25 protein-coding genes are annotated in these 23,203 nt (G+C 73.1%); 14 read left to right on the top strand and 11 right to left on the bottom strand.

All coding sequences use genetic code 11. The annotated features are described in order from the left end of the window. The first annotated feature begins 48 nt into the window (after positions 1-48). The 5 genes from ABD946_RS42280 (at position 49) to ABD946_RS42260 (ending at position 5,403) form a co-directional block, all read left to right on the top strand. A complete protein-coding gene (locus ABD946_RS42280) occupies positions 49-1,005 on the top strand; it encodes a LysR family transcriptional regulator (RefSeq protein ID WP_345291054.1) in 957 nt (318 codons plus the stop codon). Positions 1,006-1,336: 331 nt separating this feature from the next. Further along, the gene (locus ABD946_RS42275) at positions 1,337-2,302 is read left to right on the top strand and encodes a polysaccharide deacetylase family protein (protein ID WP_345291053.1); all 966 of its coding nucleotides are present in this window, start codon (positions 1,337-1,339) and stop codon (positions 2,300-2,302) included. 29 nt (positions 2,303-2,331) lie between these two features. Beyond that, complete coding sequence (locus ABD946_RS42270; RefSeq protein WP_345291052.1) at positions 2,332-3,363, top strand: GNAT family N-acetyltransferase; 1,032 nt, start codon at positions 2,332-2,334, stop codon at positions 3,361-3,363. A gap of 220 nt (positions 3,364-3,583) precedes the next feature. After that, positions 3,584-4,729, top strand: coding sequence for an adenosine deaminase (locus ABD946_RS42265; RefSeq protein WP_345291051.1), 1,146 nt, complete (start codon positions 3,584-3,586; stop codon positions 4,727-4,729). A gap of 212 nt (positions 4,730-4,941) precedes the next feature. Beyond that, positions 4,942-5,403 (top strand): hypothetical protein, encoded by a 462-nt coding sequence (locus ABD946_RS42260; protein WP_345291050.1) that lies wholly within the window; start codon positions 4,942-4,944, stop codon positions 5,401-5,403. A 230-nt stretch (positions 5,404-5,633) separates the two neighbouring features. Here the strand turns inward: ABD946_RS42260 and ABD946_RS42255 are convergent, their stop codons facing one another. From ABD946_RS42255 to ABD946_RS42235, 5 genes are all read right to left on the bottom strand, one after another. Continuing rightward, positions 5,634-5,813 carry a PspC domain-containing protein gene (locus tag ABD946_RS42255; protein ID WP_345291063.1) on the bottom strand — a complete coding sequence of 60 codons (180 nt, stop codon included), beginning with the start codon at positions 5,811-5,813 and terminating at the stop codon, positions 5,634-5,636. 269 nt (positions 5,814-6,082) lie between these two features. Beyond that, positions 6,083-6,712, bottom strand: a complete 630-nt coding sequence (locus ABD946_RS42250) for a VanZ family protein (protein WP_345291049.1) — start codon at positions 6,710-6,712, stop codon at positions 6,083-6,085. A 58-nt stretch (positions 6,713-6,770) separates the two neighbouring features. After that, a complete protein-coding gene (locus ABD946_RS42245; RefSeq protein ID WP_345291048.1) occupies positions 6,771-7,097 on the bottom strand; it encodes a hypothetical protein in 327 nt (108 codons plus the stop codon). Further along, positions 7,094-8,575, bottom strand: coding sequence for an ATP-binding protein (locus ABD946_RS42240; protein ID WP_345291047.1), 1,482 nt, complete (start codon positions 8,573-8,575; stop codon positions 7,094-7,096). Before ABD946_RS42240 ends, ABD946_RS42245 begins: the two co-directional genes overlap by 4 nt. Positions 8,576-8,636: 61 nt before the next feature. Beyond that, positions 8,637-9,320, bottom strand: coding sequence for a response regulator (locus ABD946_RS42235; RefSeq protein ID WP_345291046.1), 684 nt, complete (start codon positions 9,318-9,320; stop codon positions 8,637-8,639). Between the two features lie 234 nt (positions 9,321-9,554). Here ABD946_RS42235 and ABD946_RS42230 point away from each other — a divergent pair, with 234 nt between their 5' ends. Continuing rightward, a complete protein-coding gene (locus ABD946_RS42230; protein WP_345291045.1) occupies positions 9,555-10,451 on the top strand; it encodes a SigE family RNA polymerase sigma factor in 897 nt (298 codons plus the stop codon). 461 nt (positions 10,452-10,912) lie between these two features. Here the strand turns inward: ABD946_RS42230 and ABD946_RS42225 are convergent, their stop codons facing one another. The 5 genes from ABD946_RS42225 to deoC all read right to left on the bottom strand — a co-directional run bounded on the left by ABD946_RS42225 (position 10,913) and on the right by deoC (position 15,659). Then, complete coding sequence (locus ABD946_RS42225) at positions 10,913-11,548, bottom strand: ATP-binding protein (protein ID WP_345291062.1); 636 nt, start codon at positions 11,546-11,548, stop codon at positions 10,913-10,915. 64 nt (positions 11,549-11,612) lie between these two features. Next, on the bottom strand, positions 11,613-12,014 hold the full coding sequence (locus ABD946_RS42220) for a hypothetical protein (protein WP_345291044.1): 402 nt from the start codon (positions 12,012-12,014) through the stop codon (positions 11,613-11,615). A gap of 276 nt (positions 12,015-12,290) precedes the next feature. Then, positions 12,291-13,187 carry an aldehyde dehydrogenase family protein gene (locus tag ABD946_RS42215; RefSeq protein WP_345291043.1) on the bottom strand — a complete coding sequence of 299 codons (897 nt, stop codon included), beginning with the start codon at positions 13,185-13,187 and terminating at the stop codon, positions 12,291-12,293. Then, the gene (locus ABD946_RS42210; RefSeq protein ID WP_345291042.1) at positions 13,180-14,667 is read right to left on the bottom strand and encodes an aldehyde dehydrogenase family protein; all 1,488 of its coding nucleotides are present in this window, start codon (positions 14,665-14,667) and stop codon (positions 13,180-13,182) included. Before ABD946_RS42210 ends, ABD946_RS42215 begins: the two co-directional genes overlap by 8 nt. Positions 14,668-14,672: 5 nt before the next feature. Beyond that, positions 14,673-15,659, bottom strand: a complete 987-nt coding sequence (deoC, locus tag ABD946_RS42205) for a deoxyribose-phosphate aldolase (RefSeq protein ID WP_345291041.1) — start codon at positions 15,657-15,659, stop codon at positions 14,673-14,675. Positions 15,660-16,101: 442 nt separating this feature from the next. On the opposite strand from deoC, the gene ABD946_RS42200 reads away from it, so the two are divergent. From ABD946_RS42200 to ABD946_RS42185, 4 genes are all read left to right on the top strand, one after another. Continuing rightward, positions 16,102-16,710 carry a TetR/AcrR family transcriptional regulator gene (locus tag ABD946_RS42200; protein WP_345291040.1) on the top strand — a complete coding sequence of 203 codons (609 nt, stop codon included), beginning with the start codon at positions 16,102-16,104 and terminating at the stop codon, positions 16,708-16,710. Further along, positions 16,707-17,438, top strand: a complete 732-nt coding sequence (locus tag ABD946_RS42195; RefSeq protein ID WP_345291039.1) for a leucine-rich repeat domain-containing protein — start codon at positions 16,707-16,709, stop codon at positions 17,436-17,438. Before ABD946_RS42200 ends, ABD946_RS42195 begins: the two co-directional genes overlap by 4 nt. An 83-nt stretch (positions 17,439-17,521) precedes the next feature. After that, positions 17,522-18,235, top strand: a complete 714-nt coding sequence (locus ABD946_RS42190) for an ABC transporter ATP-binding protein (RefSeq protein ID WP_345291038.1) — start codon at positions 17,522-17,524, stop codon at positions 18,233-18,235. Beyond that, entirely contained in the window at positions 18,232-18,969 is a 738-nt protein-coding gene (locus ABD946_RS42185; protein ID WP_345291037.1) for an ABC transporter permease, read from the top strand. The genes ABD946_RS42190 and ABD946_RS42185 overlap by 4 nt, the downstream gene beginning before the upstream one ends. Positions 18,970-19,153: 184 nt before the next feature. Here the strand turns inward: ABD946_RS42185 and ABD946_RS42180 are convergent, their stop codons facing one another. After that, a complete protein-coding gene (locus tag ABD946_RS42180; protein ID WP_345291036.1) occupies positions 19,154-19,867 on the bottom strand; it encodes a hypothetical protein in 714 nt (237 codons plus the stop codon). Between the two features lie 1,139 nt (positions 19,868-21,006). Between ABD946_RS42180 and ABD946_RS42175 the strand changes: the two genes are divergently transcribed. The 4 genes from ABD946_RS42175 (at position 21,007) to ABD946_RS42160 (ending at position 23,197) form a co-directional block, all read left to right on the top strand. Then, complete coding sequence (locus ABD946_RS42175) at positions 21,007-21,366, top strand: hypothetical protein (protein ID WP_345291035.1); 360 nt, start codon at positions 21,007-21,009, stop codon at positions 21,364-21,366. Next, positions 21,363-22,040, top strand: a complete 678-nt coding sequence (locus ABD946_RS42170; protein WP_345291034.1) for a PH domain-containing protein — start codon at positions 21,363-21,365, stop codon at positions 22,038-22,040. The genes ABD946_RS42175 and ABD946_RS42170 overlap by 4 nt, the downstream gene beginning before the upstream one ends. After that, positions 22,040-22,810, top strand: coding sequence for a class I SAM-dependent methyltransferase (locus ABD946_RS42165; protein ID WP_345291033.1), 771 nt, complete (start codon positions 22,040-22,042; stop codon positions 22,808-22,810). Before ABD946_RS42170 ends, ABD946_RS42165 begins: the two co-directional genes overlap by 1 nt. Positions 22,811-23,005: 195 nt before the next feature. After that, positions 23,006-23,197, top strand: a complete 192-nt coding sequence (locus ABD946_RS42160; protein WP_345291032.1) for a hypothetical protein — start codon at positions 23,006-23,008, stop codon at positions 23,195-23,197. The last annotated feature ends 6 nt before the right edge of the window (positions 23,198-23,203 follow it).

Below are 23,203 nucleotides of genomic sequence, written 5' to 3'. Positions count from 1 at the left end.
CCGCCCCGTCTGATGCGTCCAATGCATGGAACGGCGAGAATCGATGCCATGGAGCATGAGCGCAGTTCACCGCCCACGGCCCTCGCCGAACTCGGCCCGGAGAGCGATGTCGCGGCGCTGGCACCGCAGTTGACCCAGTTCGCGGCGGTGGCCCGGCTGGAGCACGTGACCAGGGCGGCCGAGCTGCTCGGCATGCCGCAGCCCACCCTGTCCCGTTCGGTGGCCCGGCTGGAGGCCGAGCTCGGGGTGCGGCTGCTGGCCCGGCAGGGCCGGACGGTCCGGCTGACCAGGGCGGGCAGGCTGCTGCTGGGCTCGGTGGAGCGGGCGTTGGCCGAGCTGGAGCGCGGCGCCGAGGCGGCCCGGGCCGAGGCCGATCCGGCGGCCGGGCGGGTGGCGTTCGGCTTCCTGCACACCATGGGCTCGGACGCGGTGCCCGCGCTGCTGCGCGGCTTCCGGGCCGGGCATCCGCAGGTCCGCTTCCAGCTGGTGCAGGACTACGGTGCGGCGATGCTGGAGCGGCTGCGGGCGGGCGAGCTGGACCTCTGCCTGGTCTCCCCGCTGCCGGACGCCCCGGATCTGACGGCCCGTCCGCTGGACGAGCAGCGGCTGCACCTGGTGGTCCCGGCCGACCACCGGCTGGCCGGGCGCCGGCGGATCCGGCTGGCCGAGGCGGCGGAGGACCCGTTCGTGGTGGTGGAGCAGGGGTACGGCCTGCGGGTGATCACCGAGGGGTTCTGCGCCGAGGCGGGCTTCGCGCCCAGGATCGCCTTCGAGGGCGAGGAGGCGGAGACCCTGCGCGGCCTGGTCGCGGCCGGCCTCGGGGTCGCGCTGCTGCCGCCGGCCCTGGTCCCGAGGCCGGGCGTGGTCGAGCTGGAGGTCAGCTCGCCGCGCACCCGCCGCGCGATCGGCCTGGCCTGGGTGACGGGCCGTCCGCTGACCCCGCCGGTGGCCGCCTTCCGTGACTTCGTGCTCTCCCGCCGGGGCAGGCTGCTCGACCACGACTGACGACCGGTCCGATCCGGCCGCGCGGCGGGGCCGGCGGCTACCCTGGGAGACGGGGGTGGTGGGGGTGTCCCAAAGCTGGCCGGGGCAGGGCGAGTTGACGGACGGGCTCCGTTTACCGTGGCCGTTCCGTCGCACGGTCGTCACCAGGTCTTCACCGATCCGGTCCAGCCTGATCAGGCCCGGCCCGGATCGTTCCCGCACCTCAGTGCGGCGGCATCGGATTTCGGTCAGGAGCGATTGAAGTTCCCGAACTTATACCGCTCTTTACCAAACTGAGGGATATTGATGGGGGGAGGCAGCCATGCCCGCGGGGAACGGATCAGGGGGAAACGTGTCGGAGCAGGACACGGCCACGCGCCTCGGCGCCAAGGTCGAGCCGGGTGAGGCCCGGCGGCAGCGGATCGACACCGTGCTGCGGCGCTCGCCGCTGCAGCCGCTGTTCCGCGCGCGGGCCGCGCAGCGGCTCTCCGTCCTCGCCTACCACGGCGTGGACGACCTGCCGAGCTTCACCGCCCAGATGGAGCGCCTGGTGCGGACGTCCGTGCCGGTCTCGCTGGCCACCGTCGAGCGGGCGGTGCGGGAGCGGCGCCCGCTCCCGCCGCGCAGCGTGCTGGTCACCTTCGACGACGGCGACCGCACCCTGCTCACCCGGGGAGCCCCGGTGCTCGCCCGGCTGGGCATCCCGGCCGCCGCCTTCGTGGTGGCCGAACTCATCGACGGGGACCAGCCGTTCTGGTGGACCGAGGCCCCCGCGCTGGCCGCCCGCGGCGGCACCGCCGAGGCGCTGGCCGGCCTGGCCCCCGGGGCCGTCGTCCGCCACCTCAAGACCCTGCCCGACGTCGAGCGGCGGCGCAGCATCGAGGAGCTGCGCGACACCGCGGCCGTCCAGGCACCGCGCCAGCCCCAGCTGAGCTCGCTGGAGCTGCTCGACCTGCTGGCCGCCGGGATCGCCGTCGGCAACCACACCCTCGGGCACCCCTGCCTGGACCGCTGCGAGGAGCCGGTGGTCCGGGTCGAGCTGATCCGCGCGCACCAGCTGCTCACCGGCTGGCTCGGCAGCGAACCGACCGCCTTCGCCTACCCCAACGGCAACTTCGACCCCCGGGCCGACGCCGTGCTGCGCGAGCTCGGCTACCGGCTGGGCTTCCTCTTCGACCACCGGCAGGACCAGCTGCTCCCCGCGAACCCGCTGCGGATCAGCCGACTTCGGGTGAACTCCGACACCAGCCCGGCCCGGTTCGACACAATCCTCTCGGGGCTGCACCCGGCGGTGCACCGGCTGCGCGGCGGCTGCTGACGCCCCGGGGGTTCGGAGGGATCGTGGGGGTGGGGCTGGTGCCGGAGCTGTACGCGCCGGGGGAGCTGTCGGGTGAACTGATCGACGGCTGGCTGGAGTTGGCCGAGGAGGATCCGGGGGCCTCGTGGTTCGCCACCCCGGACTGGGTGCTCGCCTGGTGGGAGACCCTCGGGCGTCGCGGCCCGGCCGAGATCGCCGTCTGGCGGGCCGCCGACGGCACCGTCGAGGCCGTCGCCCCGCTGCACCGCACCAGTCTGCGCCTGCACCCCCGGCTCCCCGCCGCCGTCCGCTGCCTCACCCCGCTGGGCAGCGGGCCCGGGGCGGCGGACCACGGCACCTTCGCCTGCCGGCCCGGGCGGCGGGCCGAACTGCGCGCCTGGCTGGGTGTGCTGGCCCGCCGCGAGACGCTCTGGCTGCCCGACCTCGACCCCGGCGCGGCCGACCTGCTGCCCGGCGGGGCCCGGCGGGTCGCCGGGCAGTCCTGCCCCCGGGTGGGGCTGGCGGACGGCTTCGAGGTGCTCGGGTCCAAGCAGTTCCGCTCCGATCTGCGGCGGTACGGGCGGAAGTTGGCGGCCGCCGGGGTGACGTTCCGCTGGGTGGCGCCGGGGGAGGCCGACGCCGGGCTGCTGCCCGCGATCGTGCGGCTGCACCGGCTGCGGCGCGACGCCCTCGGCAAGGGCACCACCTTCGACGAGGACCGGCTGCCACTGCACCGGCTCCTGGTCTCCCGGGCCCGCCCCGGGGCCGGGCCGGCCTTCCTGGTCGCCGAGCACGAGGGCACGGTGATCGGCGGGCTCTACGGCTTCCTCTGGCGCGACACCTTCGCCTACTACCAGATCGGCTGGGACCCGTCCTGGGCCCCGCTGCGGCTCGGCACCGCGATCATCGCGGAGGCGGTCCGCGCCTGCGCCGACCAGAAGCTCGCCGTCTTCGACTTCCTCCGCGGCACCGAGCCCTACAAGTACCGCTTCGACGCCACCGACCGCGAGGACACCACCTGGCTCGCCCCCCACGGCCCCACCGGTGCCCTGCTCACCCTGAAGCACCGCCTCAAGGGCTGACCACCCGCAGTGGGCTCCGGTCCGGCCGGGCGGCCCGTCGGCGTGCGGTGCCCGGCCCGGTGTGGGCTCGCCGCCGGGCGTCCCGTCTGTCCGGGCGGCCCGTCGGCGTGCGGTGCCCGGTCCCGCGCGGGCTCGCCGCCAGGCGCTCCGCGCTGCGCCGTTCGATGGAATCCGGGATTCTGCGTGGTGGATCTACGCGCGTAGGGGCTACACTCCCGCAATGGAGAAGCAGACTGCCATCACGGGCACCACAGGCCCCCGCATCCCCACCGCCGACCAGATCGCCCGCGCACCGAAGGTGCTGCTGCACGACCACCTGGACGGCGGTCTGCGTCCCGAGACCATCGTCGAGCTGGCCGCAGCCGTCGGGTACGAGGGGCTCCCGACCACCGACCCCAAGGAGCTGGGGGTGTGGTTCCGCGAGGCGGCCGACTCCGGTTCGCTGGTGCGGTACCTGGAGACCTTCGCGCACACCTGCGCGGTGATGCAGACCCGCGAGGCGCTGGTGAAGGTCGCCGCCGACTGTGCGGAGGACCTGGCCGCCGACGGCGTCGTCTACGCCGAGGTGCGCTACGCGCCGGAGCAGCACCTGGAGAAGGGCCTGACCCTCGACGAGGTCGTGGAGGCGGTCAACGAGGGCTTCCGCCTCGGCGAGGCGAACGCCCGCGAGAAGGGCCACCGGATCCGGGTGGGCACGCTGCTGACGGCCATGCGGCACGCCGCCCGCTCGCAGGAGATCGCCGAGCTGGCCAACCGCTACCGGGACCAGGGCGTGGTCGGCTTCGACATCGCCGGCGCCGAGGCGGGCCACCCGCCGACCCGGCACCAGGGCGCCTTCGACTACCTCAAGGGCGAGAACAACCACTTCACCATCCACGCCGGCGAGGCCTTCGGCCTGCCGTCGATCTGGGAGGCGCTGCAGTGCTGCGGCGCGGACCGCCTCGGCCACGGCGTCCGGATCATCGACGACATCACCGTCAACGAGGACGGCTCCGTGGAGCTGGGCCGGCTGGCCGCGTACGTGCGCGACAAGCGCGTCCCGCTGGAGATGTGCCCGACCTCCAACCTCCAGACGGCGGCGGCGAGTTCCTACGCCGAGCACCCGATCGGCCTGCTCAGCCGGCTGAAGTTCCGGGTCACCGTCAACACCGACAACCGCCTGATGAGCGGGACGTCGATGAGCCAGGAGTTCGGCCACCTGGTGGACGCCTTCGGCTACACCCTGGCGGACATGGAGTGGTTCACCGTCAACGCGATGAAGTCCGCGTTCCTGCCCTTCGACGAGCGGCTGGCGATGATCAACGACGTGATCAAGCCGGGCTACGCCGAGCTCAAGGCCGAGTGGCTGTTCAGCGCCAAGGCCTGACATCTGCTCGGATGGCCGAACGGATGAGCGCGGAACCGTGACCACTGGTTCCGCGCTCATCTGACAAATGGGCCAAGTGAGTTACGCGTCTTTGATCCGCGTGCGACGCAGTCACTACGGTGTGCCAGTCACAGCTGACACGGCGTAGCGGTGGGCACTCCATGGGTGCGTGCCGTCGCGTCGGCCACCGACGAGGACACGAGGACCAACTCATGAAGCAGGCCACTCTGAAGGCTGCCGGGACCGCTGCGCTCGGCGTCGCGATCGCGGCCGTTGCTGCCGGTTCCGCCTCCGCTGCCGCCCCGGGCGGGCTCGGGGGCCCGACCAGCTTGCTCACCAACTCCGGTGCGCTGACCGGTGCCGCGACCAGCACCGTCGGCAAGCTGCCCGCCACCGCCCCGGTCACCGAGGCCGTCGGCAACCTCAACCCGGACGTGGCCGGCCCGGTCGCGCAGGCCCCGGAGTCGGCCCAGCCGATGACCGCCCCGGTCACCGACCAGACCGCCCCGATGGTGGACGGCGCCGCCGCGCCGGTCGCCGACGCCGCCGCGCCGCGCGCCCTCCCGGTCCCGCTTCCCGGCGCGGAGGGCCTCGACAAGACGCCCGTCGGCAGCGTGACCGGCCTCGTCGGCGGCGGCCTGCCCGGCGGCGGCCTCCCGGGCATCGGCGGCTGACCCACTCCGTCCGGCTTCCGGGCCGTCGTCCGCACCACGCGTGCGGGTGGCGGCCTCCGGTCCGGCCCGCTCCCCGTCCGGGGCGGGCCGTTCACCGTTTCCGCGCCCCGGCCGCCGCCTGACGCCCCGTCGCACGCGGGGCCCCGTCACGAGGGGAGCCCCCGGCCGGCCCGCGAAGGGCCGGCCGGGGGCTCCCGGCGTTCGGTGGACGGTCGGTGCGGGGCGGGTGCTCACGGCTCCTGGGGGAGCAGCAGCCAGAGCGCCAGGTAGATCAGGAACTGCGGGCCGGGGAGCAGGCAGGAGGCGATGGCGATGATCCGGACCGTCCAGGGGGCCAGCCCGAAACGCTTGGCGAGCCCGGCGCAGACGCCGGCGATGACGCGGTTGTGGCGGGGGCGGGCGAGGGCCATTCTGATCAGCTCCGTCTGACTGGCGCCCGGTCCGGCCTCTCCGGCGGGCATGACTCCATACTCCCGTCCCGATCCCGTCGGGCCGTCCGTCTGGATGCCGATCCCCGACCCCGCCTTCTCACCGGGCAGGAGTACTCCCCGGGTCAGGGTTCCCCTCGGGGTTACCCCGAGTGCACCGGCCGCACGGCCGGGCGACAGCAGCGCGTCGCCGTCCTCGACGGTCCGTCAGCCGAAGGCGAAGGCCCGGCCGGAGGGGCCGACGAACGGGCCTAGCGGGAGGGCTGAGCCCCCGTCAGGCCGCCGCGCCGGCCGGCCTCCCGTGGCCGGAGCGGGCGCTGGCCCTGGAAAGGCGCCTGGAACGGGGTCTGGAGCGGTGACGGCTCCGCCGCCGGGCCCGGAGCGGCGCCGGACGTACGGCCGGGGCGGCCGAGCGCGACGGTCCAGGCCCGGGCGGCCGGGACGACGGCCAGGTGGAGCAGGCCGGCGCCGAGGGTGCCGAGCATCAGGTCGTCCACGTTCAGCACGTGGCCGGGAGCCCAGCCCTTGAGGATTTCCAGCGCGGTGGCGATCAGCGCCGTGGTGCCCGCGGTCCGCAGCAGCGAGGGCAGCCAGCGGGCCCGTACCCGGCCGCCGGCCAGCGGCAGCAGCACCCCGAGCGGGGCCAGCGGCAGCAGCCCGCCGGCCAGCTGCCGGGCGCCCTCGGGCCAGCCGAGTTCGAAGGCGTACCGGACCGAGCCGAACGGCGTCAGGTTGGCCGGGCTGGTCCAGCCGACGTCGACCGGCCGCAGCACCACCCACCCGACCAGTCCCAGGTACGCCGCCAGCAGCAGCACGCCCACCAGCCGCAGCCGGGCCGACACCGCCGGCCCGCCACGCCCCGTCTCCGCCTGATCGGTCACACCCCCCACGACGTGGGCTCCGGACCGAACGGTTCCACGGCCGGCCGGGTGACGCCCGTTACGGGCAGCGCGAGGGATTCGCGGTCGGTGTGGGCGTGGGCGTCGGGGCCGGCGTCTGGCTGACGCTGAACAGCGGGGCCGGTGTCGGCGAGACCGCCGGTGCCTTGGCCGCCCCGGAGCCGGAAGCGGAGCCCGAGTCGGACCCGGAGCCGGCGGAGGAGACGGAGGGCCTCGGGGCGGGGGCCTCCGGGATGTGCACCGGGCTCGGGCAGGCGGTGCGGACGGCCGGGGCGCCCGCGTCGACCGGGACGGCGGTGGGACGGATGCCGCAGCCGGTCAGGGCGAGGGCGAGGAGGGCGCCCGCCAGGAGCTGACGGGGGGTCACTGGGTGGCCTCCTCGGGGCGGATCGGCAGGGTGAGGGTGAAGACGGCGCCGCCGTCGGGGGAGTTGGCGGCGGTGATGGTGCCGCCGTGGATCTGCGCGTTGGCCATCGCGATGGACAGCCCCAGACCGCTGCCCTCGGACCGGGCGCGGCCCTTGTCGGCCTTGTAGAAGCGGTCGAAGACGTGCGGCAGCACGTCCTCCGGGATGCCCGGGCCGCTGTCGGAGACGTCGATGACCACCTTCTCGCCGTCCTGGCGGACCTTCACCCGCACCGGCGAGCCGCCGTGCTTGAGGGCGTTGCCGATCAGGTTGGCGAAGACCACGTCCAGGCGCCGGGGGTCCACCACCGCGAGGATGCCGCGCGGCGCGTCCACCTCCACCGCGTCGTACCAGGCGCGGCCGTCGATGCAGGACATGATCAGGTCCGCCACGTCCACCTCGTCGGCGACCAGCTTGGCGGTGCCCGCGTCGAAGCGGGTCACCTCCATCAGGTTCTCCACCAGGTCGGACAGGCGCCTGGTCTCGCTGACCACCAGCCGGACGGCGGGCTCGATCATCGGGTCCAGCGACTCGGCCTCGTCCTCCAGGATGTCCGTGACGGCGGTCATCGCGGTGAGCGGGGTGCGCAGCTCGTGCGACATGTCGGCGACGAACCGGCGGCTCTGCGCCTCCCGGGCGCTGAGCTCGGCGACCTGCTCGGAGAGCGCCTCGGCGGTGCTGTTGAACGTCCGCGCCAGGTCCGAGAGTTCGTCCGCCCCCTCGATCTCCAGGCGGGTGTCCAGGTGGCCCTCGCCGAGCCGGCGGGCGGCCTCGCCGAGGTGGCGCACCGGCCGCAGCACGGTGGCGGCGGCCGCCTGGGCGATCAGGGCCGAGCCGATCAGCGCCAGCAGGGTGGCGATCGCCAGCGACCAGCCCAGGGTGTTGAGGTCGGTCCGCTCGTTGGCCAGCGACTTGAACATGTAGGCGGTCAGATCGGTGTTCACCACCCGGCTGCCGCCGACCAGGTACGGGCCGTCCAGGTTCAACCGCTGCCAGTACAGGTGGTACTCGTACGGCTGGGCGGCGCTGACCTGGCGCGGCGTGTCGACGATCGACCGCAGTGAGGCCGGCACCTGCGCCTCGGTGAACCGGGTCGGGTTGGAGGAGGCGACGCAGCCGGTCACCTTCGGATCGACCACCACCACGTCGTAGTTGAGCCCCGAGGCGGCCACCTGCTGGGCGAGGTAGGTGAGTTCGGCACAGGCCGGACTGCCGGAGACGGAGCCGACGTTCCGCGAGACCGATCCCCGGAAGTCGTTGAGCGCGGTGTTCTGGGCGCGCTTGAGCACGCCGTCGCGGTTCAGCCAGTAGGCGATGCCGGAGGCCGAGCAGGCGGTGGTCAGCGCCACCACGGCGAACACCGCGACCAGCCGCACCCGGAGCGAGCGCAGGTGGAGGCTGCGCCCCGGGCGGCGGGGCGCGGTCTGGGGGTCGGTCACGTCGGCTGGTCTCCGGTCGGTTCCGGTCCGGTCAGGGGGAGGGGCGGGTGCTGAGCGGCCGTCAGGGTTGGGACGGCGGGTCGAGCCGGTAGCCCACCCCGCGGACGGTGCGGATCAGGGTCGGGGCGGACGGGACGTCCTCCACCTTGGCCCGCAGCCGCTGCACGCAGGCGTCCACCAGCCGGGAGTCGCCCAGGTAGTCGTGCTCCCAGACCAGCCGCAGCAGCTGCTGGCGGGACAGCGCCTGGCCCGGCCGACGGCTCAGCTCCAGCAGCAAGCGCAGCTCGGTGGGCGTCAGTTGGAGGTCCGCGCCGTCCTTGGTGACGGTCATCGCGGAGCGGTCGATGACCACGCTGCCGTAGGTGGAGGAGTCCGAGCTCTCGCGCTCGCCCCGGCGCAGCACCGCCCTGATCCGGGCGTCCAGCACCCGGGGCTGCACCGGCTTGACCACGTAGTCGTCCGCGCCCGACTCCAGGCCGACCACCACGTCGATGTCGTCGGAGCGCGCGGTGAGCAGGATGATCGGCAGCTGGTCGGTGCGCCGGATCCGGCGGCAGACCTCGAAGCCGTCGATCCCGGGGAGCATGACGTCGAGCACGATCAGGTCCGGACGCTGCTCCTTGAACAGCTTGAGGCCGTCCTCGCCCGAGGCGGCGGCGGCCACGCGGTGACCCTGGCGGGTGAGGGCGAGTTCGAGGCCGGTCCGGATGGCGTCGTCGTCCTCGATCAGAAGGAGGAAAGGCACGGGCTCATTCTGGACCACGGGGCGCCGGGCTTCACCCACCAGGGGAGGTCGTGCAACTCCTCTGCAACCGGAACCTCCGCTTCTGGCGTCCCCCTCCGACGGGCCGAAGGTCCCGGTGGCTGTGACAGCCCTGTGACAGTCGGCGGACACCCCCATCACAACGGGACGGCAGGATTTTCCATGTCGCCGCAGTTCCCGGGCGGCAGGAACCGTACCGACCCACGGGGGTGCACGATGAACGCCACGCTCAAGACCCGCAGCAACGCGGCAGTCAACCACGCGCGTTCGTCCCGCACGCACTTCGAGGTGAGGACGGACGAGAACTCCGGTGCCGTGATCGTACGGGGGTGCGCACACAGCACCGGGTCCCGCCGCCTCGGCGGGACGAGGGGGGAGCTGTACGGAATCGGTCGCATGGGGAGTGCGACCGAGTCCGCGCAGACCCTGACGCTGCGCGGGGTGCTCCCCGTCGTCGGCGGACAGGGTCGCGAGAGCGCCGGTGCCACGCTGCTGCGGCTCGCGCCGCAGCCCGTGGCGCCCGCCCGGCCGGCCGAGGAGCCGGCGGCCCCGGCCGCCGCGTTCGAGCCGGCGAAGGCCGAACCCGGCGACAACATCGCCGAGTTCACCGCCTACGTGCAGGCCCGCCGGGCCTCGCTGTTCGCCACCGCGTACCACCTGACCGGCGACCGGTACGAGGCCGAGGACCTGCTGCAGAGCGCGCTGTTCTCCACCTACCGCGCCTGGGACCGGATCACCGACAAGGCCGCGGTCGGCGGGTACCTGCGCCGCACCATGACCAACCTGCACATCTCCGCCTGGCGCCGCCGCAAGGTCGCCGAGTACCCCACCGAGGAGCTGCCGGAGACCGCCGGCGACACCGACGCGATGGGCGGCACCGAGCTGCGCGCCGTGCTCTGGCAGGCGCTGGCGAAGCTGCCGGAGAACCAGCGCACCATGCTGGTGCTCCGCTACTACGAGGGCCGCACCGACCCGGAGATCGCCGGCATCCTCGGCATCAGCGTCGGCACCGTCAAGAGCAGCATCTGGCGCGCGCTGCGCCGCCTGCGCGACGACGAGCAGCTCAACCGCAACGGCGACACCGTGCACGCCTTCGGCGAGCTGGTGGCGTGACGCCGCAACGAGACTCCCGTCGGGGGACGGGAAAGGTCACGTCAGGGAACCGGTAGCCGACTCGGGGGAGCGGTGGCCGGAAGGAACGTGGCCGTAACGGAAGGGCCCGGTGCCGGGGAGCGGCACCGGGCCCTTCTGCATGCACGCGTACCGCGTCGTCCCGAGCGGGGCGGAGCTGACGGAGCGCCACCGCTCGGCCCGGTGCCGAGCAGCCCGCTCCGGCGGCGCGGGGTTCGAACCTCGGACGTCGGACGGTGGCAGGAGCCGGGCTGCGGGCGGCCTTCGTCGTGCGGCCCGCCGAGGGTCCGGCCTTCTCGGATGTTCGGGGCCCACGGGCGTGCCGTCGGGCCGTGGCGGGTGCAGGTCGGCAGGCGGCTGCCAGGGCTCGGCCCGGTGCCGGTACGGCCGCCCGGGTGTCGGGAGGTTCGTGTGGCCGGGCGGCCAGGGCTTCGGATCCGCCGTCAGACCGTCGCGGGAGTCAGGCTGCGGGCGACCACCGCGCGGACGCGCTGCTCGGCCTCCGGGCCGGCGCAGGCCAGGGCGCCGAGCTCGACCTGGCGGGCGACGATGCCGCGCTCGGCGCGCATCAGGCGCCAGCCGCGCCGGATCAGCAGCGGCACGGACTTGCGGCCCTCGCGGACGTCGCGGCGGAAGCGCCGCCAGGCGGTGGTGGCCGGGCGGTTGCGCAGGCAGATCGCCTCGCCGAGCAGGCCCTGGTCCGCGCAGAGGTTCGCCAGCTCGGCCGCGAATATCCCCTCGGCGATGAAGGCCGGGGCCCCGTTCAGGTCCAACTCCCGGCTGCCGGCCCGTCCGTTGGCCGGGATCGAGTACACCGGGACCTCGGCCCGCCCGGTCTCCGCCAGCCGGCGGACCGCCTCCAGGGCCTGGTCCAGGTGCCAGGAGAGCGGCGAGTCCCAGTCGGTCCCGCCGCCGGCCTCGGCCGGGAGACGGGGCAGCGTCGGGTCGTCGCCGTCCTTGTAGAAGTCGTCGAGCTGGAGAACCGGCAGTCCGGTCCGCTCGGCCAGCGAGGACTTGCCCGATCCGGAGGGCCCGGACAGCAGGACGACCAGCGCACGCGCCGTCGGGGCGGGGTTCATGGGGGAGTCACTCACGAGACACCAGTCTGACGCACTCCCGGGCGATCCCGAAACCGACGGGACGTCAGTTCTTCGACGGGGGCGAGACGAGCGCCACACCGAGCGCGGGCAGGTACCGGCTGTGCACCTGGACGTACACCGGGCCGCCGTCGGCGGGCTCGTACCGCTTGGCCGCCCAGTCCTCGTCGTGCCAGACCCCCGGCTCCGGGTCCAGCAGCTCCCCGCCCACCGGGAACTCCAGGTACGGGTACGCCCGGGACCCGAACGCCGCCTCCGCCCGCCCGGGGGTGAACAGCAGGCTCCCGTTGGTGTACTCGGCCGGCCAGCCCGGGCGTCCGGAGCGCACCGCGCAGGGCAGCCTGGTCTGCTTCCCGGCCCGCAGCCGGCGCATCGCCCGCCGCGCCCGCAGTGCGCGCAGCGGCCCGTCCCCCAGCAGGACGGCGAGCTCGCCGAGGATCTCCCACACGTCGTTCCCCCCAAGATCGTTCTCCTGTCCCGACCCTATCGACGCAGGTCAGTCGGGGTGTACCACCTCTCGGAGGGTCCGCCCCCTAGGGGCCCGGAGCGCCGTGTACGCCCGCAGGGGGAGCGCCGGGGGCGCCGGGCCCCGCCGCCGGGAAAGGGCGACGGGCCCGCGCAAGGGGGGGAGATGCGCGGGCCCGTCCGTGGCCCGTCCGGGCCCTGGGGGGGGTGAGGGCACGGGGGACGGGCCAGTCTGTGTGGAGTTGTCCCTGACGGAAGGTCAGATACCCATCGGGTGCCAGACCGTCTTGGTCTCCAGGAAGGAGAGTAGCCGCTCGGTTCCGGGCGCATTGGTCCAGGCCAAGTCGGTCTCGCCGAGCTCCGGGCGGAGCACTCGCTTCAGGGTATCCGCGGCCAGCACCTCCAGCTCGGTCGCCGCGCCGGGCCCGTCCGAGGCGATCGCCCCGGCCAGGTCCAGCCCGTTGACGTCCTGGTGCGAGGCCAGCGTCGGCGCGATGTCGGCGGTCCGGCCCGAGATGACGTTGACCACGCCGCCCGGCAGGTCCGAGGTGGCGAGCACCTCGCCCAGCGAGAGCGCGGGCAGCGGGGCCTCGGCGGCGGCCGCGACCACCACGGTGTTGCCCGCCGCGATCGCCGGGGCGATCACCGAGACCAGGCCGAGGAAGGAGAAGCCCGTCCCGGACTGCGGGGCGACCACGCCGATGACGCCGGAGGGCTCCGGGGTGGAGATGTTGAAGAACGGCCCGGCCACCGGGTTGGTGTTGCCCGCGATCTGGGCGATCTTGTCGGTCCAGCCCGCGTACCAGACCCAGCGGTCGATCGCGGCGTCCACCAGCGCGGCGGCCTTCTTGGTACCGATGCCCTCGGCGGCGGCCACCTCGGCGGCGAACTGCTCGCGGCGCCCCTGGAGCATCTCGGCGATCCGGTACAGCACCTGGCCGCGGTTGTACGCGGTGGTGCCGGCCCAGCCCTTCACGGCGCCGCGCGCGGCCTGCACCGCGTCACGGGTGTCCTTGCGGGTGCCGAGCGGGGCGTTGGCGAGCCACTGGCCCTTGGAGTCGGTCACCTCGTACACCCGCCCGCTCTCGGAGCGCGGGAACTTCCCGCCGACGTACAGCTTGTAGGTCTTGAAGACGCTCAGGGTGGTCTCAGACATCGAGGTACGCCTCCAGGCCGTGGCGGCCGCCCTCGCGGCCGTAGCCCGACTCCTTGTAGCCGCCGAACGGCGAGGTCGGGTCGAACTTGTTGAAGGTGTTGGCCCAGACCACACCGGCCTTGAGCTGGTTCGCCATCCAGAGGATGCGCGAGCCCTTCTCGGTCCAGATGCCGGCCGAGAGGCCGTACGGGGTGTTGTTGGCCTTCTCGACCGCCTCGGTCGGGGTGCGGAAGGTCAGCACCGAGAGCACCGGGCCGAAGACCTCCTCGCGGGCGATCCGGTGCGCCTGGGTGACGCCGGTGAACAGCGTCGGGCGGAACCAGTAACCGGCGCCCGGGAGTTCGCACTCCGGGGCCCAGCGCTCGGCGCCCTCCAGCTCGCCGATCTCCGAGAGCTCGGTGATCCGGGCCAGCTGGGCGGCCGAGTTGATGGCGCCGATGTCGGTGTTCTTGTCCAGCGGGTCGCCGACCCGCAGGGTGGCCATCCGGCGCTTGAGGGCGTCCAGCAGCTCGTCCTGGATCGACTCCTGGACCAGCAGGCGCGAGCCCGCGCAGCAGACGTGGCCCTGGTTGAAGAAGATGCCGTTGACGATGCCCTCGACCGCCTGGTCGATCGGCGCGTCGTCGAAGACGATGTTGGCGGCCTTGCCGCCGAGCTCCAGCGAGAGCTTCTTGCGGGTGCCCGCGACCTGCTTGGCGATCGCCCGGCCGACGGGGGTGGAGCCGGTGAAGGCCACCTTGTTGACGTCCGGGTGGGAGGTCAGCGCGGCGCCGGTGCGGCCGTCGCCGGTGACGATGTTGACCACGCCCTTGGGCAGACCGGCCTGGCGGCAGATCTCGGCGAACCGCAGCGCGGTCAGCGGGGTGGTCTGGGCCGGCTTGAGCACGACCGTGTTGCCGGTGGCCAGCGCGGGGGCGATCTTCCAGGCCAGCATCAGCAGCGGGAAGTTCCACGGGATGACCTGGCCGGCCACGCCGAGCGGCTTCGGGTTCGGCCCGTAGCCGGCGTAGTCGAGCTTGTCGGCCCAGCCCGCGTAGTAGAAGAAGTGCGCGGCGACCAGCGGCAGGTCGACGTCCCGGGTCTCCCGGATCGGCTTGCCGTTGTCGATCGACTCCAGCACCGCCAGCTCGCGCGAGCGCTCCTGGACGATCCGGGCGATCCGGAAGAGGTACTTGGCCCGCTCGCTGCCCGGCAGCGCCGACCAGTCGGCGAAGGCCCGGCGGGCGGCGGCGACGGCGCGGTCCACGTCCTCGTCGGTGCCCTGGGCGAACTCGGCCAGCACCTGCTCGGTGGCCGGGTTGACGGTCTTCAGCGCCTCGCTGCCGGAGGAGTCGACGAAGGCGCCGTCGATGAAGTGCCCGTAGGAGGTGGCGATGTCACCGGCGGCGGCCGGGGACTCGGGCGCCGGGGCGTACGTGAACAGGCCGCCCTTGGGGGCCTCGGCCTGCTGCGGCTGGGGGGTGTTCTTGTTCTTGGCCACGAGGATCAGTCCACCGTCACGTAGTCGGGACCGGAGTACCGGCCGGTGGTCAGCTTCTGACGCTGCATCAGCAGGTCGTTGAGCAGGCTGGAGGCGCCGAAGCGGAACCAGTGCGGGGTCAGCCAGTCGTCGCCCAGCGTCTCGTTCACCATGACCAGGTACTTCATGGCGTCCTTGGTGGTCTTGATGCCACCGGCGGGCTTCACGCCGACCTGGATGCCGGTCGCCTGCTTGAAGTCCCGGACGGCCTCCAGCATCAGCAGGGTGACCGGGGGAGTGGCGTTGACCGTCACCTTGCCGGTGGAGGTCTTGATGAAGTCGGCCCCGGCCAGCATGGCCAGCCAGGAGGCGCGGCGGACGTTGTCGTACGTCTGCAGCTCGCCGGTCTCGAAGATCACCTTGAGGTGGGCGGCGGTGCCGTCGGGGCGCTTGCACGCCTCCTTGACCGCGACGATCTCCTGGAAGACGTCCATGTAGCGGCCGGAGAGGAAGGCCCCCCGGTCGATCACCATGTCGATCTCGTCGGCGCCGGCGGCCACCGCGTCGGCGGTGTCGGCCAGCTTCACCGGCAGCGCGGCGCGGCCGGCCGGGAAGGCGGTGGCCACCGAGGCCACCTGGATGTCGGTACCGGCCAGGGCGGCCTTCGCGGTGGCGACCATGTCCGGGTAGACGCAGATCGCGGCGACCCGGGGGGCGGTCGGGTCGCTCGGGTCGGGGTTCCGGCCCTTGGTGCACAGGGCGCGCACCTTGCCGACCGTGTCCGCGCCTTCCAGCGTGGTCAGGTCGATCATCGAGATCGCCAGGTCGATGGCGTACGCCTTCGCCGTGGTCTTGATCGAACGGGTGCCGAGGGTGGCGGCGCGGGCTTCCAGGCCGACGGCGTCGACGCCGGGCAGGCCGTGCAGGAAACGGCGGAGCGAGGCCTCGGACGCCGCAACGTCCTGAAGGCCGCCGCCCGCAGCGCCGGGGGCATTGGCTGCAACAGTGGACATGGTCACCAGCCCAGCATATCTACGCGCGTAGCAACGCGCCAGACCCAGCCACGTTCGATGCACGACCGATATCTCCCGCGCCGGGGGCGCTCCCGCCCCGTCCCAGTGCCCCCACCTGCCCCGCGAGCCCCGTCGATGCTGCCCGCGTGCCTGCCCGGGCCTGCCCCTGCGGCCCCCGTCGGGCGTCCTGCGGGGCCCGCCGACGGGCTGTCCGCACCGCCAGGGGTGCGGGGGACTGCGCGAGGCGGAGGGCGCTGACCCGCGTGCCGGGTGCGGATGCTCACCTGCCCGCAGGGCTCCGTGCCCGGCACACGGGTCTCTTGCCTCCGCCTCGCGCAGTCCCCCGCGCCCCCGGCCCGTGCCGATCAGCGCCGTCCTTCCATCCCGCCCTTCCGTCCCGTCCTTCCGTCCGTGCCGCAGGCCTGCGACGTAGGGTGGCCCGGTGACCTCGGGAGACGAAACGGAGCGGCCGAAGCGGACCGGGCGGCGGCCCGGTGGGGCCGACACCCGGCGGACGGTGTTGGAGTCGGCGCGGGCCGAGTTCGCCGCGCGCGGGTACGAGAAGGCGAGCATGCGGGCGATCGCCCGGGCCGCCGGGGTGGATGCGGCGCTGCTGCACCACTACTTCGGCACCAAGGACCAACTCTTCCTCGCAGCCCTGGAGTTGCCCGTCGACCCGCGGGCCGTGGTGGAGCGGGCGCTGGCCGGCGACCAGGCCGGCGTCGGTGGCCGGGTGGCCGATTTCCTGCTGGCGCTCTGGGAGCAGCCCGGCGTGCTGGACCGTCTGCTGGCGCTGATCCGGGCGGCGGCCACCACCGAGCAGGTGGCGGCGCTGATGCGGGGCTTCGTCGCGGCCGAGCTGATCGACCGGATCGCCTCCCGTCTGGAGGTCGAACAGCCGGAGCTGCGCGCCGAGTTGATGTTCTCCCAGATCGTCGGACTGGCGATGGCCCGCTACGTGGTGAAGGTCGAGCCGCTCGCCTCCGCCACCCGCGACGAGCTGCACCCGCTGATCGCCCGCACCTTCCAGAACTACCTGGTGACGCCGTGACCGGGGCGGACGAGCCGACCCTCGACCTCTGGAAGCAGCGCCTGGGCCACGTCCCCGAGGAGGTCTGGCGCCGCACCGAGCTGCGCGTCCTGATCCTCGCCGACAACGACCTCACCGAGCTGTCGCCCGCCGTCGCCGCCCTCCGGCGGCTCCGCACCCTCGACCTCGGCCACAACCGCCTCGCCGAAGTCCCGCCCGAGCTGGGCGAGTTGACGGATCTCTCGGACTTCCTCTACCTGCACGACAATCACCTCACCGCCCTCCCCGATGCCCTCGGCCGCCTCGCCGCGCTGCGCTACCTCAACATCGGCGAGAACCGCCTCTCCCACCTCCCGGACGCCCTCGCCGGCCTCACCTCGCTCCGCGAACTCCGCGCCGAGCACAACCGCCTGACCGCCCTCCCCGCCGCCCTCGGCCGGCTCCGCGCCCTCCGCGAACTCCACCTGCGCGGCAATGCCATCACGGAACTCCCGTCCTCCACCGCCGCGTTGGCCGACCTCCGGCACCTCGACCTGCGGGACAACCGGCTGACCGCCGTCCCGGAGCCGCTCGCCGCCCTGCCCCGGCTGCGCCACCTCGACCTGCGCTCCAACCAGCTGGTCACCCTTCCCGACTGGGTCGCCGAACTCCCCGCCCTGGAGAAGCTCGACCTGCGCTGGAACGCGGCCCGCCCCTCCCCGGCCGCCCTGGCCGAGCTCACCCGCCGCGGCTGCGCCGTCCTGTACTGACGGCCCGCCGCCACAAGGTCCGCCGCCACCGAAAGCCCGCCGCGCTCCTTGACGGCACCCGTCCGCGGCGCAAAACTCATCACATGATGAATTCAGCGGTCCGGGTCGCCGGACTGACCGTCGTCCGAGGCGGGCACACCGTGCTGCACGGCCTGGACCTGGACGTCCCGGCCGGGAGCATCACCGGCCTGCTCGGCCCCAGCGGCTGTGGCAAGACCACCCTGCTGCGTTCGATCGTCGGGGTGCAGAAGACCGCCGGTGGCCAGGTCGAGGTGCTCGGCCGGGAGGCCGGGGCGGCCGAGCTGCGCCACCGGATCGGCTACGTCACCCAGGCTCCGGCCGTCTACGACGACCTCACCGTGGCCGAGAACCTCCGCTACTTCGCCGCCGTGCTCGGCGCCCCGCCCGCCGACCCGGCCCGGGTGATCGAGGCCGTAGGCCTCACCGGGCACGGCGACGCCCGTACCGCGCACCTCTCCGGCGGTCAGCGGGCCCGGGTCTCGCTCGCCACGGCGCTGCTCGGCAGCCCCGAACTCCTGGTCCTGGACGAGCCCACCGTCGGGCTGGACCCGGTGCTCCGTCAGGATCTCTGGCAGCTGTTCCGCGGCCTGGCCGACGGCGGCGCCACCCTCCTCGTCTCCAGCCACGTGATGGACGAGGCGGTCCGCTGCGACCGGCTGCTGCTGATGCGCGAGGGCCGCCTGCTCGCCTCCGACACCCCCGACGGACTGCTCCGCCGCACCGGTGCCGCCGACGTCGACGCCGCCTTCCTGACCCTGGTGGGGAGCACCTCGTGAACACCGCCCGGACCTTGGCCACCGCCCGCCGCGTCCTCGCCCAACTCCGGCACGATCCCCGGACCTTGGCGATGCTGCTGGTGGTGCCCTGCCTGCTGCTCACCCTGCTGCGCTACATGTTCGACGACCAGCCGCAGCAGTTCGACCGGGTCGGTGCCGCCCTGCTCGGGATCTTCCCGTTGCTGGTGATGTTCCTGGTCACCTCGGTCGCGATGCTGCGCGAGCGGACCTCCGGCACCCTGGAGCGCCTGCTCGCCATGCCGCTCGGCAAGCTCGATCTCCTCCTCGGCTACGCCCTCGCCTTCGGCCTGGTCGCCCTGGTCCAGGCCGCCCTCGCGGCCGGCCTCACCCTCGGCCTGCTCGGCCTCGACGTCCAGGGCCCCACCTGGCTGCTCTTCGCGGTCGCCCTCGGCGACGGCCTGCTCGGCATGGCGCTCGGCCTGCTGGTCTCGGCCTTCGCCCGCACCGAGTTCCAGGCCGTGCAGTTCCTCCCGGCGGTGATCCTCCCCCAACTCCTGCTCTGCGGCCTCTTCGTGCCCCGTGACGCGATGGCCGCCCCGCTCCGCTGGGCCTCCGACGTCCTCCCGCTCTCCTATGCCGTGGACGCCATGAACCGCCTCACCACCACCGCCGGCACCAGCGGCGCACTCCTCACCGACCTGGCCGTGATCGCCGGCTGCACCCTGCTGGCCCTCACCCTCGGAGCGGCCACCCTCCGCCGTCGCACTGACTGACCGGACGGCACGGTGGGCCGGTGGCCAACACCCCGCCGAAGCCCGGCTTCCTGGTCCTGCACGACCGACGAGGACGGTGAGACCGTCACGAACCTGCTGGAGGTCGACGCCTCCGGCCGAGCACGGAATTCGGCGCGGACCGCGAGCGACGCCACCTCGGTGGGCCGGGCGCCCTGACCCGGCCTCAACCTGCCTGGTACGGCCAGTACCCGACGCCCGGAGCGCCGCCCAGGTCTCCGGAGCCGGCCTCCACCTTGGCGACCAACTGGCGTAGAGCATCTGCCAGTAGCGCGTGCCCTTGCTCCAACGTCTTGGGTTCGGACCGCAGATCAACCTTCGGCCGTTCCGACTCCGGGGGGATCCTTTGGAGCCCCACCTCTGACGCCCTGACACTCACAGGTGCTGTCCTCGATACCCTGATTGCCCAGTTGTTCAGGTATGACGGCAGGGCCCTCCGATCAAGGGTGCGCACCATGAGGTACAGCTCGTCGAAGTCACGGCGTGTCAGCTGCGAATGCCGACCCTTCAACCTGATCGCTCTGGCCATCAACTCGATCATCGAATCGGTTTCCACGCGTTGATCCGCCGCAATGGGACGGGAGAAGATGCGTTGCCACGCGTGTCGCCAGGCCGCCAGGTCCGGCTCCCGTCGAGGACGGCAGGCGATGAGGAACGCCTCAACCTGCTTCCAGTCAGGAGGCATCCCAGCCAGCAACCGGTAGCTGGTGCTACGGGGTAGGTGGAACCCGGTCTCTCGCGCGTTCCTCTCCATCTGCCGCAGCGAAGGGTCACCACACTCCCGCCGGTGCACCTTCAACCCGTTCAACAGGTCCAACGGTGTCTGCATGTAGTCCGGGTGCGGGGCCACCGCCGGGTTTCGGCGCCGCGCGATCCGCATGCCCCTCCTGACGTCTCCGTACTGGGCCGCTCCATCCTGGATCAACTTCCGCCGTGCGGCCGCTGACCGCAGCCGCGTCGCGTGGACACCGCTGACCCCACAAGCCCAGGCATATCCACGCACGGTCTCGATCCGGGGCACCCGGTCCCCGCGGTCCGCCCGAGACAGCGTCACGGCAGAGCAGTACCGCTGCCCGCCGAGTCGCTGAGCCATCTCCGTATACGTCAGTACCGTGCCGTCCGGGCGCACCCGCAGCGAGCGAAGGTACTCCGCGAGCTCCCGAGCTGCCCCGTTCTCGGGCAGCTCCGACTTCTTGCGGCCCGCCACTATCGGCCCAGCCGCCAGTACAGGCGGACCTTGACCCGCAGTGCATGGTTGACCAGCCACGTGGTCATCGCGCCCGCTGTGGCGGTGACGACGCCCGCTCCCACCTGCGTGGTCATCACGGGCGGCCACCATGCCGCGACCGTCACGATCACTACGATCACGGTCACCACTACGACCGCGCCCACTGGCACGCTGCGGCCCCGGCGCCTTCCCCTGCCCCTGGACATGCTGTCCCCACTTCGTTGTTGACGACTGCTCAGCACAGGCCCGGGAGACTTGCCGGTCTCCGGTGGGCCCAGAGCTATGTTCGGGAGCCAGCATCCCCAACGCAAACAGCGCGAGGCCATTACTTCACTCCGTCCCGGACCTATCCGTGAATCAACGCACTCGGCGTGAGCAGCGGAGTACGACGAGAAGCGCGTCGGTGCAGGTCGGCCGGTCAGTGCGCAGGACACATAGATTCACCGAGTATTTTTTGTCCCAGCCTCACTTGAAGGATCGTCAGCTCCGATAAGACACTGACGACGATGAACAGGGCTTCCCCGCCCCGCCGACTGCTCAGCGCACCAGCGAACAGGGATGACCGGAGCACTGTTGCCGCAGTCCGGTCCCGGCCCGGACCAGCGTCCGGGCCTTCGTCGTACCCGTCGGTGCTGGACACCTCGAAAAATGCCGTTCCTGACAGGTGACCGAGCTGGCCATCCGTGCCGGTAGTGGTGGTGAGTGACTGTCAGCGACGCGGGCGTCCTATGCCCCCGGCTTTCCGGTGATTGACCCCCGGCAGTGACCACCATCCGGGAGGAGCGGCGCATGTGCCTCGCTGTGTGCCGATGATCGTGGACCTGGCCGATTGCCGGTTCACCTGGACTGACCTCAACGCTGGCTTCCACCACGTGTACCAGCGCCGGGACGAGGTCGGCGCGCTCAGCCGACGTGCTCGCCGGGAAGCGGGCGGGTGTTCACCACCCTGGTGGACGGCGACGTTCCCGCCCCCGGAGGGGCTCTCCGGGGCGCTCTACCGCCTCTACCCGGGCCCGGTCGACGCGGCCGGCGAACCGGTGGAGCGTCTGACGGCGGGTGACCTGGTCGCGGCACTGGCACCACGCCCTGCCCAGGCCGGTCCGGTGGCGCGGACACCGGCCGGGGCGGATGGGGCAGAATCGGCCCCATGACCGAATCCGACGGCAAGCCCGACCCGGGCAGAGCCGCCTCCGAGCCCCAGTACGCGGACCGCGTCTACCGCTCCGTCCCCGGCGTGATCTCCGGGATCATGCTGCTGGCCGTGGCCGGGTGGCTGATCATCGACGCCGCGCTCAACGGCGGCGGCCGCACCCCCTGGATCGCGCTGGCCTGCGCCCCGGTCTTCTGCCTGCCGGTGGTCGCGTACACGCTTCGCCCCGCCGTGCTGGCCAACGACCGGCGGCTGCTGGTGCGCAACCCCTTCCGCACGGTGCACGCCCCCTGGGCGTCCGTGGAGGGCCTGCGCGCCGGGTACTCGGTCGAGCTGTTCGCGGGCGGCAAGAAGTACCAGGTCTGGGCCGTCCCGGTCTCGCTGCGGGCCCGCAAGAAGGCCGGCCGGGCCGCCGCCCGGGCCGCCGCCGGCGGCGACCCGCGCGCCTCCCGGACCGCCTCGCTCACCAACCCGCTGCGCAGCGGCAACGCCGGCGAGGTCGACCCGACCAAGGCCTGGTCCGACCAGGTGGTGATCACCCTCCAGGAGATCGCCGAGCGCAACGCCGCCCGTCCGGAGGCGGCGGGCGAGGTGACGGTCCGTTGGTGCTGGTGGATCATCGCCCCGGCGGTGGTCGGACTGGTCACCCTCGTCACGCTGATCGCGGTCACCTGATGACCGCCACGGGGGGAGCGGCGGAAGCGGGCCAGGGCCCGGACCAGGACCCGATCCGCCGCAGCTACGACACGGTCGCGCAGGAGTACGCCGACCGCATCGGCGACGAGCTGGCCGGCAAGCCGCTTGACCGGGCCCTGCTGACCGCCCTGCTGGAGCAGCTGACGGACCCGCGGGCCCCGGTCGCCGACCTGGGCTGCGGGCCCGGCCACGTCACCGGCTGGCTGGCCGACCACGGCGCCCGGGCGGTCGGCATCGACCTCTCCCCGGCGATGGTCGAGCTGGCCCGCCGGGACCACCCGTCCGCCGAGTTCCGCGAGGGCGACCTGCGCGGCCTGCCGGCCGTCGACGGCGAGTTCGGCGGCGCCGTCGCCCTGTACTCGCTGATCCACCTGCCCCCGGCCGAGCACCGCGCGGTCCTCACCGAGGTCGCCCGCACCCTCCGCCCGGGCGCCCCGCTGCTGCTCGCCTTCCACCGAGGCAGCGAGGCCCGCCACCTGACCGACTGGTGGGGCCACCAGGTGGACGTGACCTTCCACTTCCTCGACCCGGGACGCGGTGACCGCCGACCTCACCGCCGCCGCTTCACCCTCCGCGCCCACCTCGACCGCGCCCGTACCCCCACGAGGCCGAGACCGACCGCAGCTACCTGCTGGCCGTGCGGTCGTGACCACCGCGGTCCATCCGGAGTCGGGTCTGGAGAAGAGCGTCTGGAGCGACGCGGACTTCGAGTCGATGGGCTGGCACAACGCGGACCGTCCACGGGCTGACGGTCCAGCAGGACGAGTGTCCCCGCGCCTGCTGCTGGACCTCGACCACATCGTCCGCTGGGTCCACCCGGTGCGGCCGGCCAAGACCTTCTCGTTCTGGGTGGCCCGGCCACGCTGGTCTTCGAGGACAGGTCTGGGGACGTCCAGGGCGGTCTCGACTTCAAGGACCTCTGGCTGGAGCTGGAGCTGGACGAGGTGCACCGGCTCCCGGCGCCGGACGGCCGCGCGCAGTGGCCGCAGTGGCACCTCCAGGGCCACTCCTTCGATCTGAGGTTCCGGGCGGCGGGCTTCCGGCAGTACGTCGCCAGGCGCCCCGTGCTCCCCGGGCCCGGCCTCACCGCCGCCGAGCGCGGCGGCTGCGCCTTCACCGAGCTCGGCTTCGACTGAGCGACG

Origin of the sequence: Kitasatospora albolonga (genome assembly GCF_039535905.1) — a bacterium.
In the GTDB taxonomy this organism is placed as follows: domain Bacteria; phylum Actinomycetota; class Actinomycetes; order Streptomycetales; family Streptomycetaceae; genus Kitasatospora; species Kitasatospora albolonga.
Note: the sequence above shows the minus strand (reverse complement) of the source record. Positions and strands in the feature narration are given on the sequence as shown.

What these genes read in the sequence shown, in the direction of transcription:
- ABD946_RS42265 (WP_345291051.1), top strand. Translation starts at nt 3,584, where the DNA reads ATGGAGAAGCAGACTGCCATCACGGGCACCACAGGCCCCCGCATCCCC.
- ABD946_RS42280 (WP_345291054.1), top strand. Translation starts at nt 49, where the DNA reads ATGGAGCATGAGCGCAGTTCACCGCCCACGGCCCTCGCCGAACTCGGC.
- ABD946_RS42165 (WP_345291033.1), top strand. Translation starts at nt 22,040, where the DNA reads ATGACCGCCACGGGGGGAGCGGCGGAAGCGGGCCAGGGCCCGGACCAG.
- ABD946_RS42225 (WP_345291062.1), bottom strand. Translation starts at nt 11,548, where the DNA reads ATGAACCCCGCCCCGACGGCGCGTGCGCTGGTCGTCCTGCTGTCCGGG.
- ABD946_RS42215 (WP_345291043.1), bottom strand. Translation starts at nt 13,187, where the DNA reads ATGTCTGAGACCACCCTGAGCGTCTTCAAGACCTACAAGCTGTACGTC.
- ABD946_RS42190 (WP_345291038.1), top strand. Translation starts at nt 17,522, where the DNA reads ATGATGAATTCAGCGGTCCGGGTCGCCGGACTGACCGTCGTCCGAGGC.
- ABD946_RS42230 (WP_345291045.1), top strand. Translation starts at nt 9,555, where the DNA reads ATGAACGCCACGCTCAAGACCCGCAGCAACGCGGCAGTCAACCACGCG.
- ABD946_RS42255 (WP_345291063.1), bottom strand. Translation starts at nt 5,813, where the DNA reads ATGGCCCTCGCCCGCCCCCGCCACAACCGCGTCATCGCCGGCGTCTGC.
- deoC (WP_345291041.1), bottom strand. Translation starts at nt 15,659, where the DNA reads ATGTCCACTGTTGCAGCCAATGCCCCCGGCGCTGCGGGCGGCGGCCTT.
- ABD946_RS42170 (WP_345291034.1), top strand. Translation starts at nt 21,363, where the DNA reads ATGACCGAATCCGACGGCAAGCCCGACCCGGGCAGAGCCGCCTCCGAG.
- ABD946_RS42260 (WP_345291050.1), top strand. Translation starts at nt 4,942, where the DNA reads ATGAAGCAGGCCACTCTGAAGGCTGCCGGGACCGCTGCGCTCGGCGTC.
- ABD946_RS42180 (WP_345291036.1), bottom strand. Translation starts at nt 19,867, where the DNA reads ATGCGGATCGCGCGGCGCCGAAACCCGGCGGTGGCCCCGCACCCGGAC.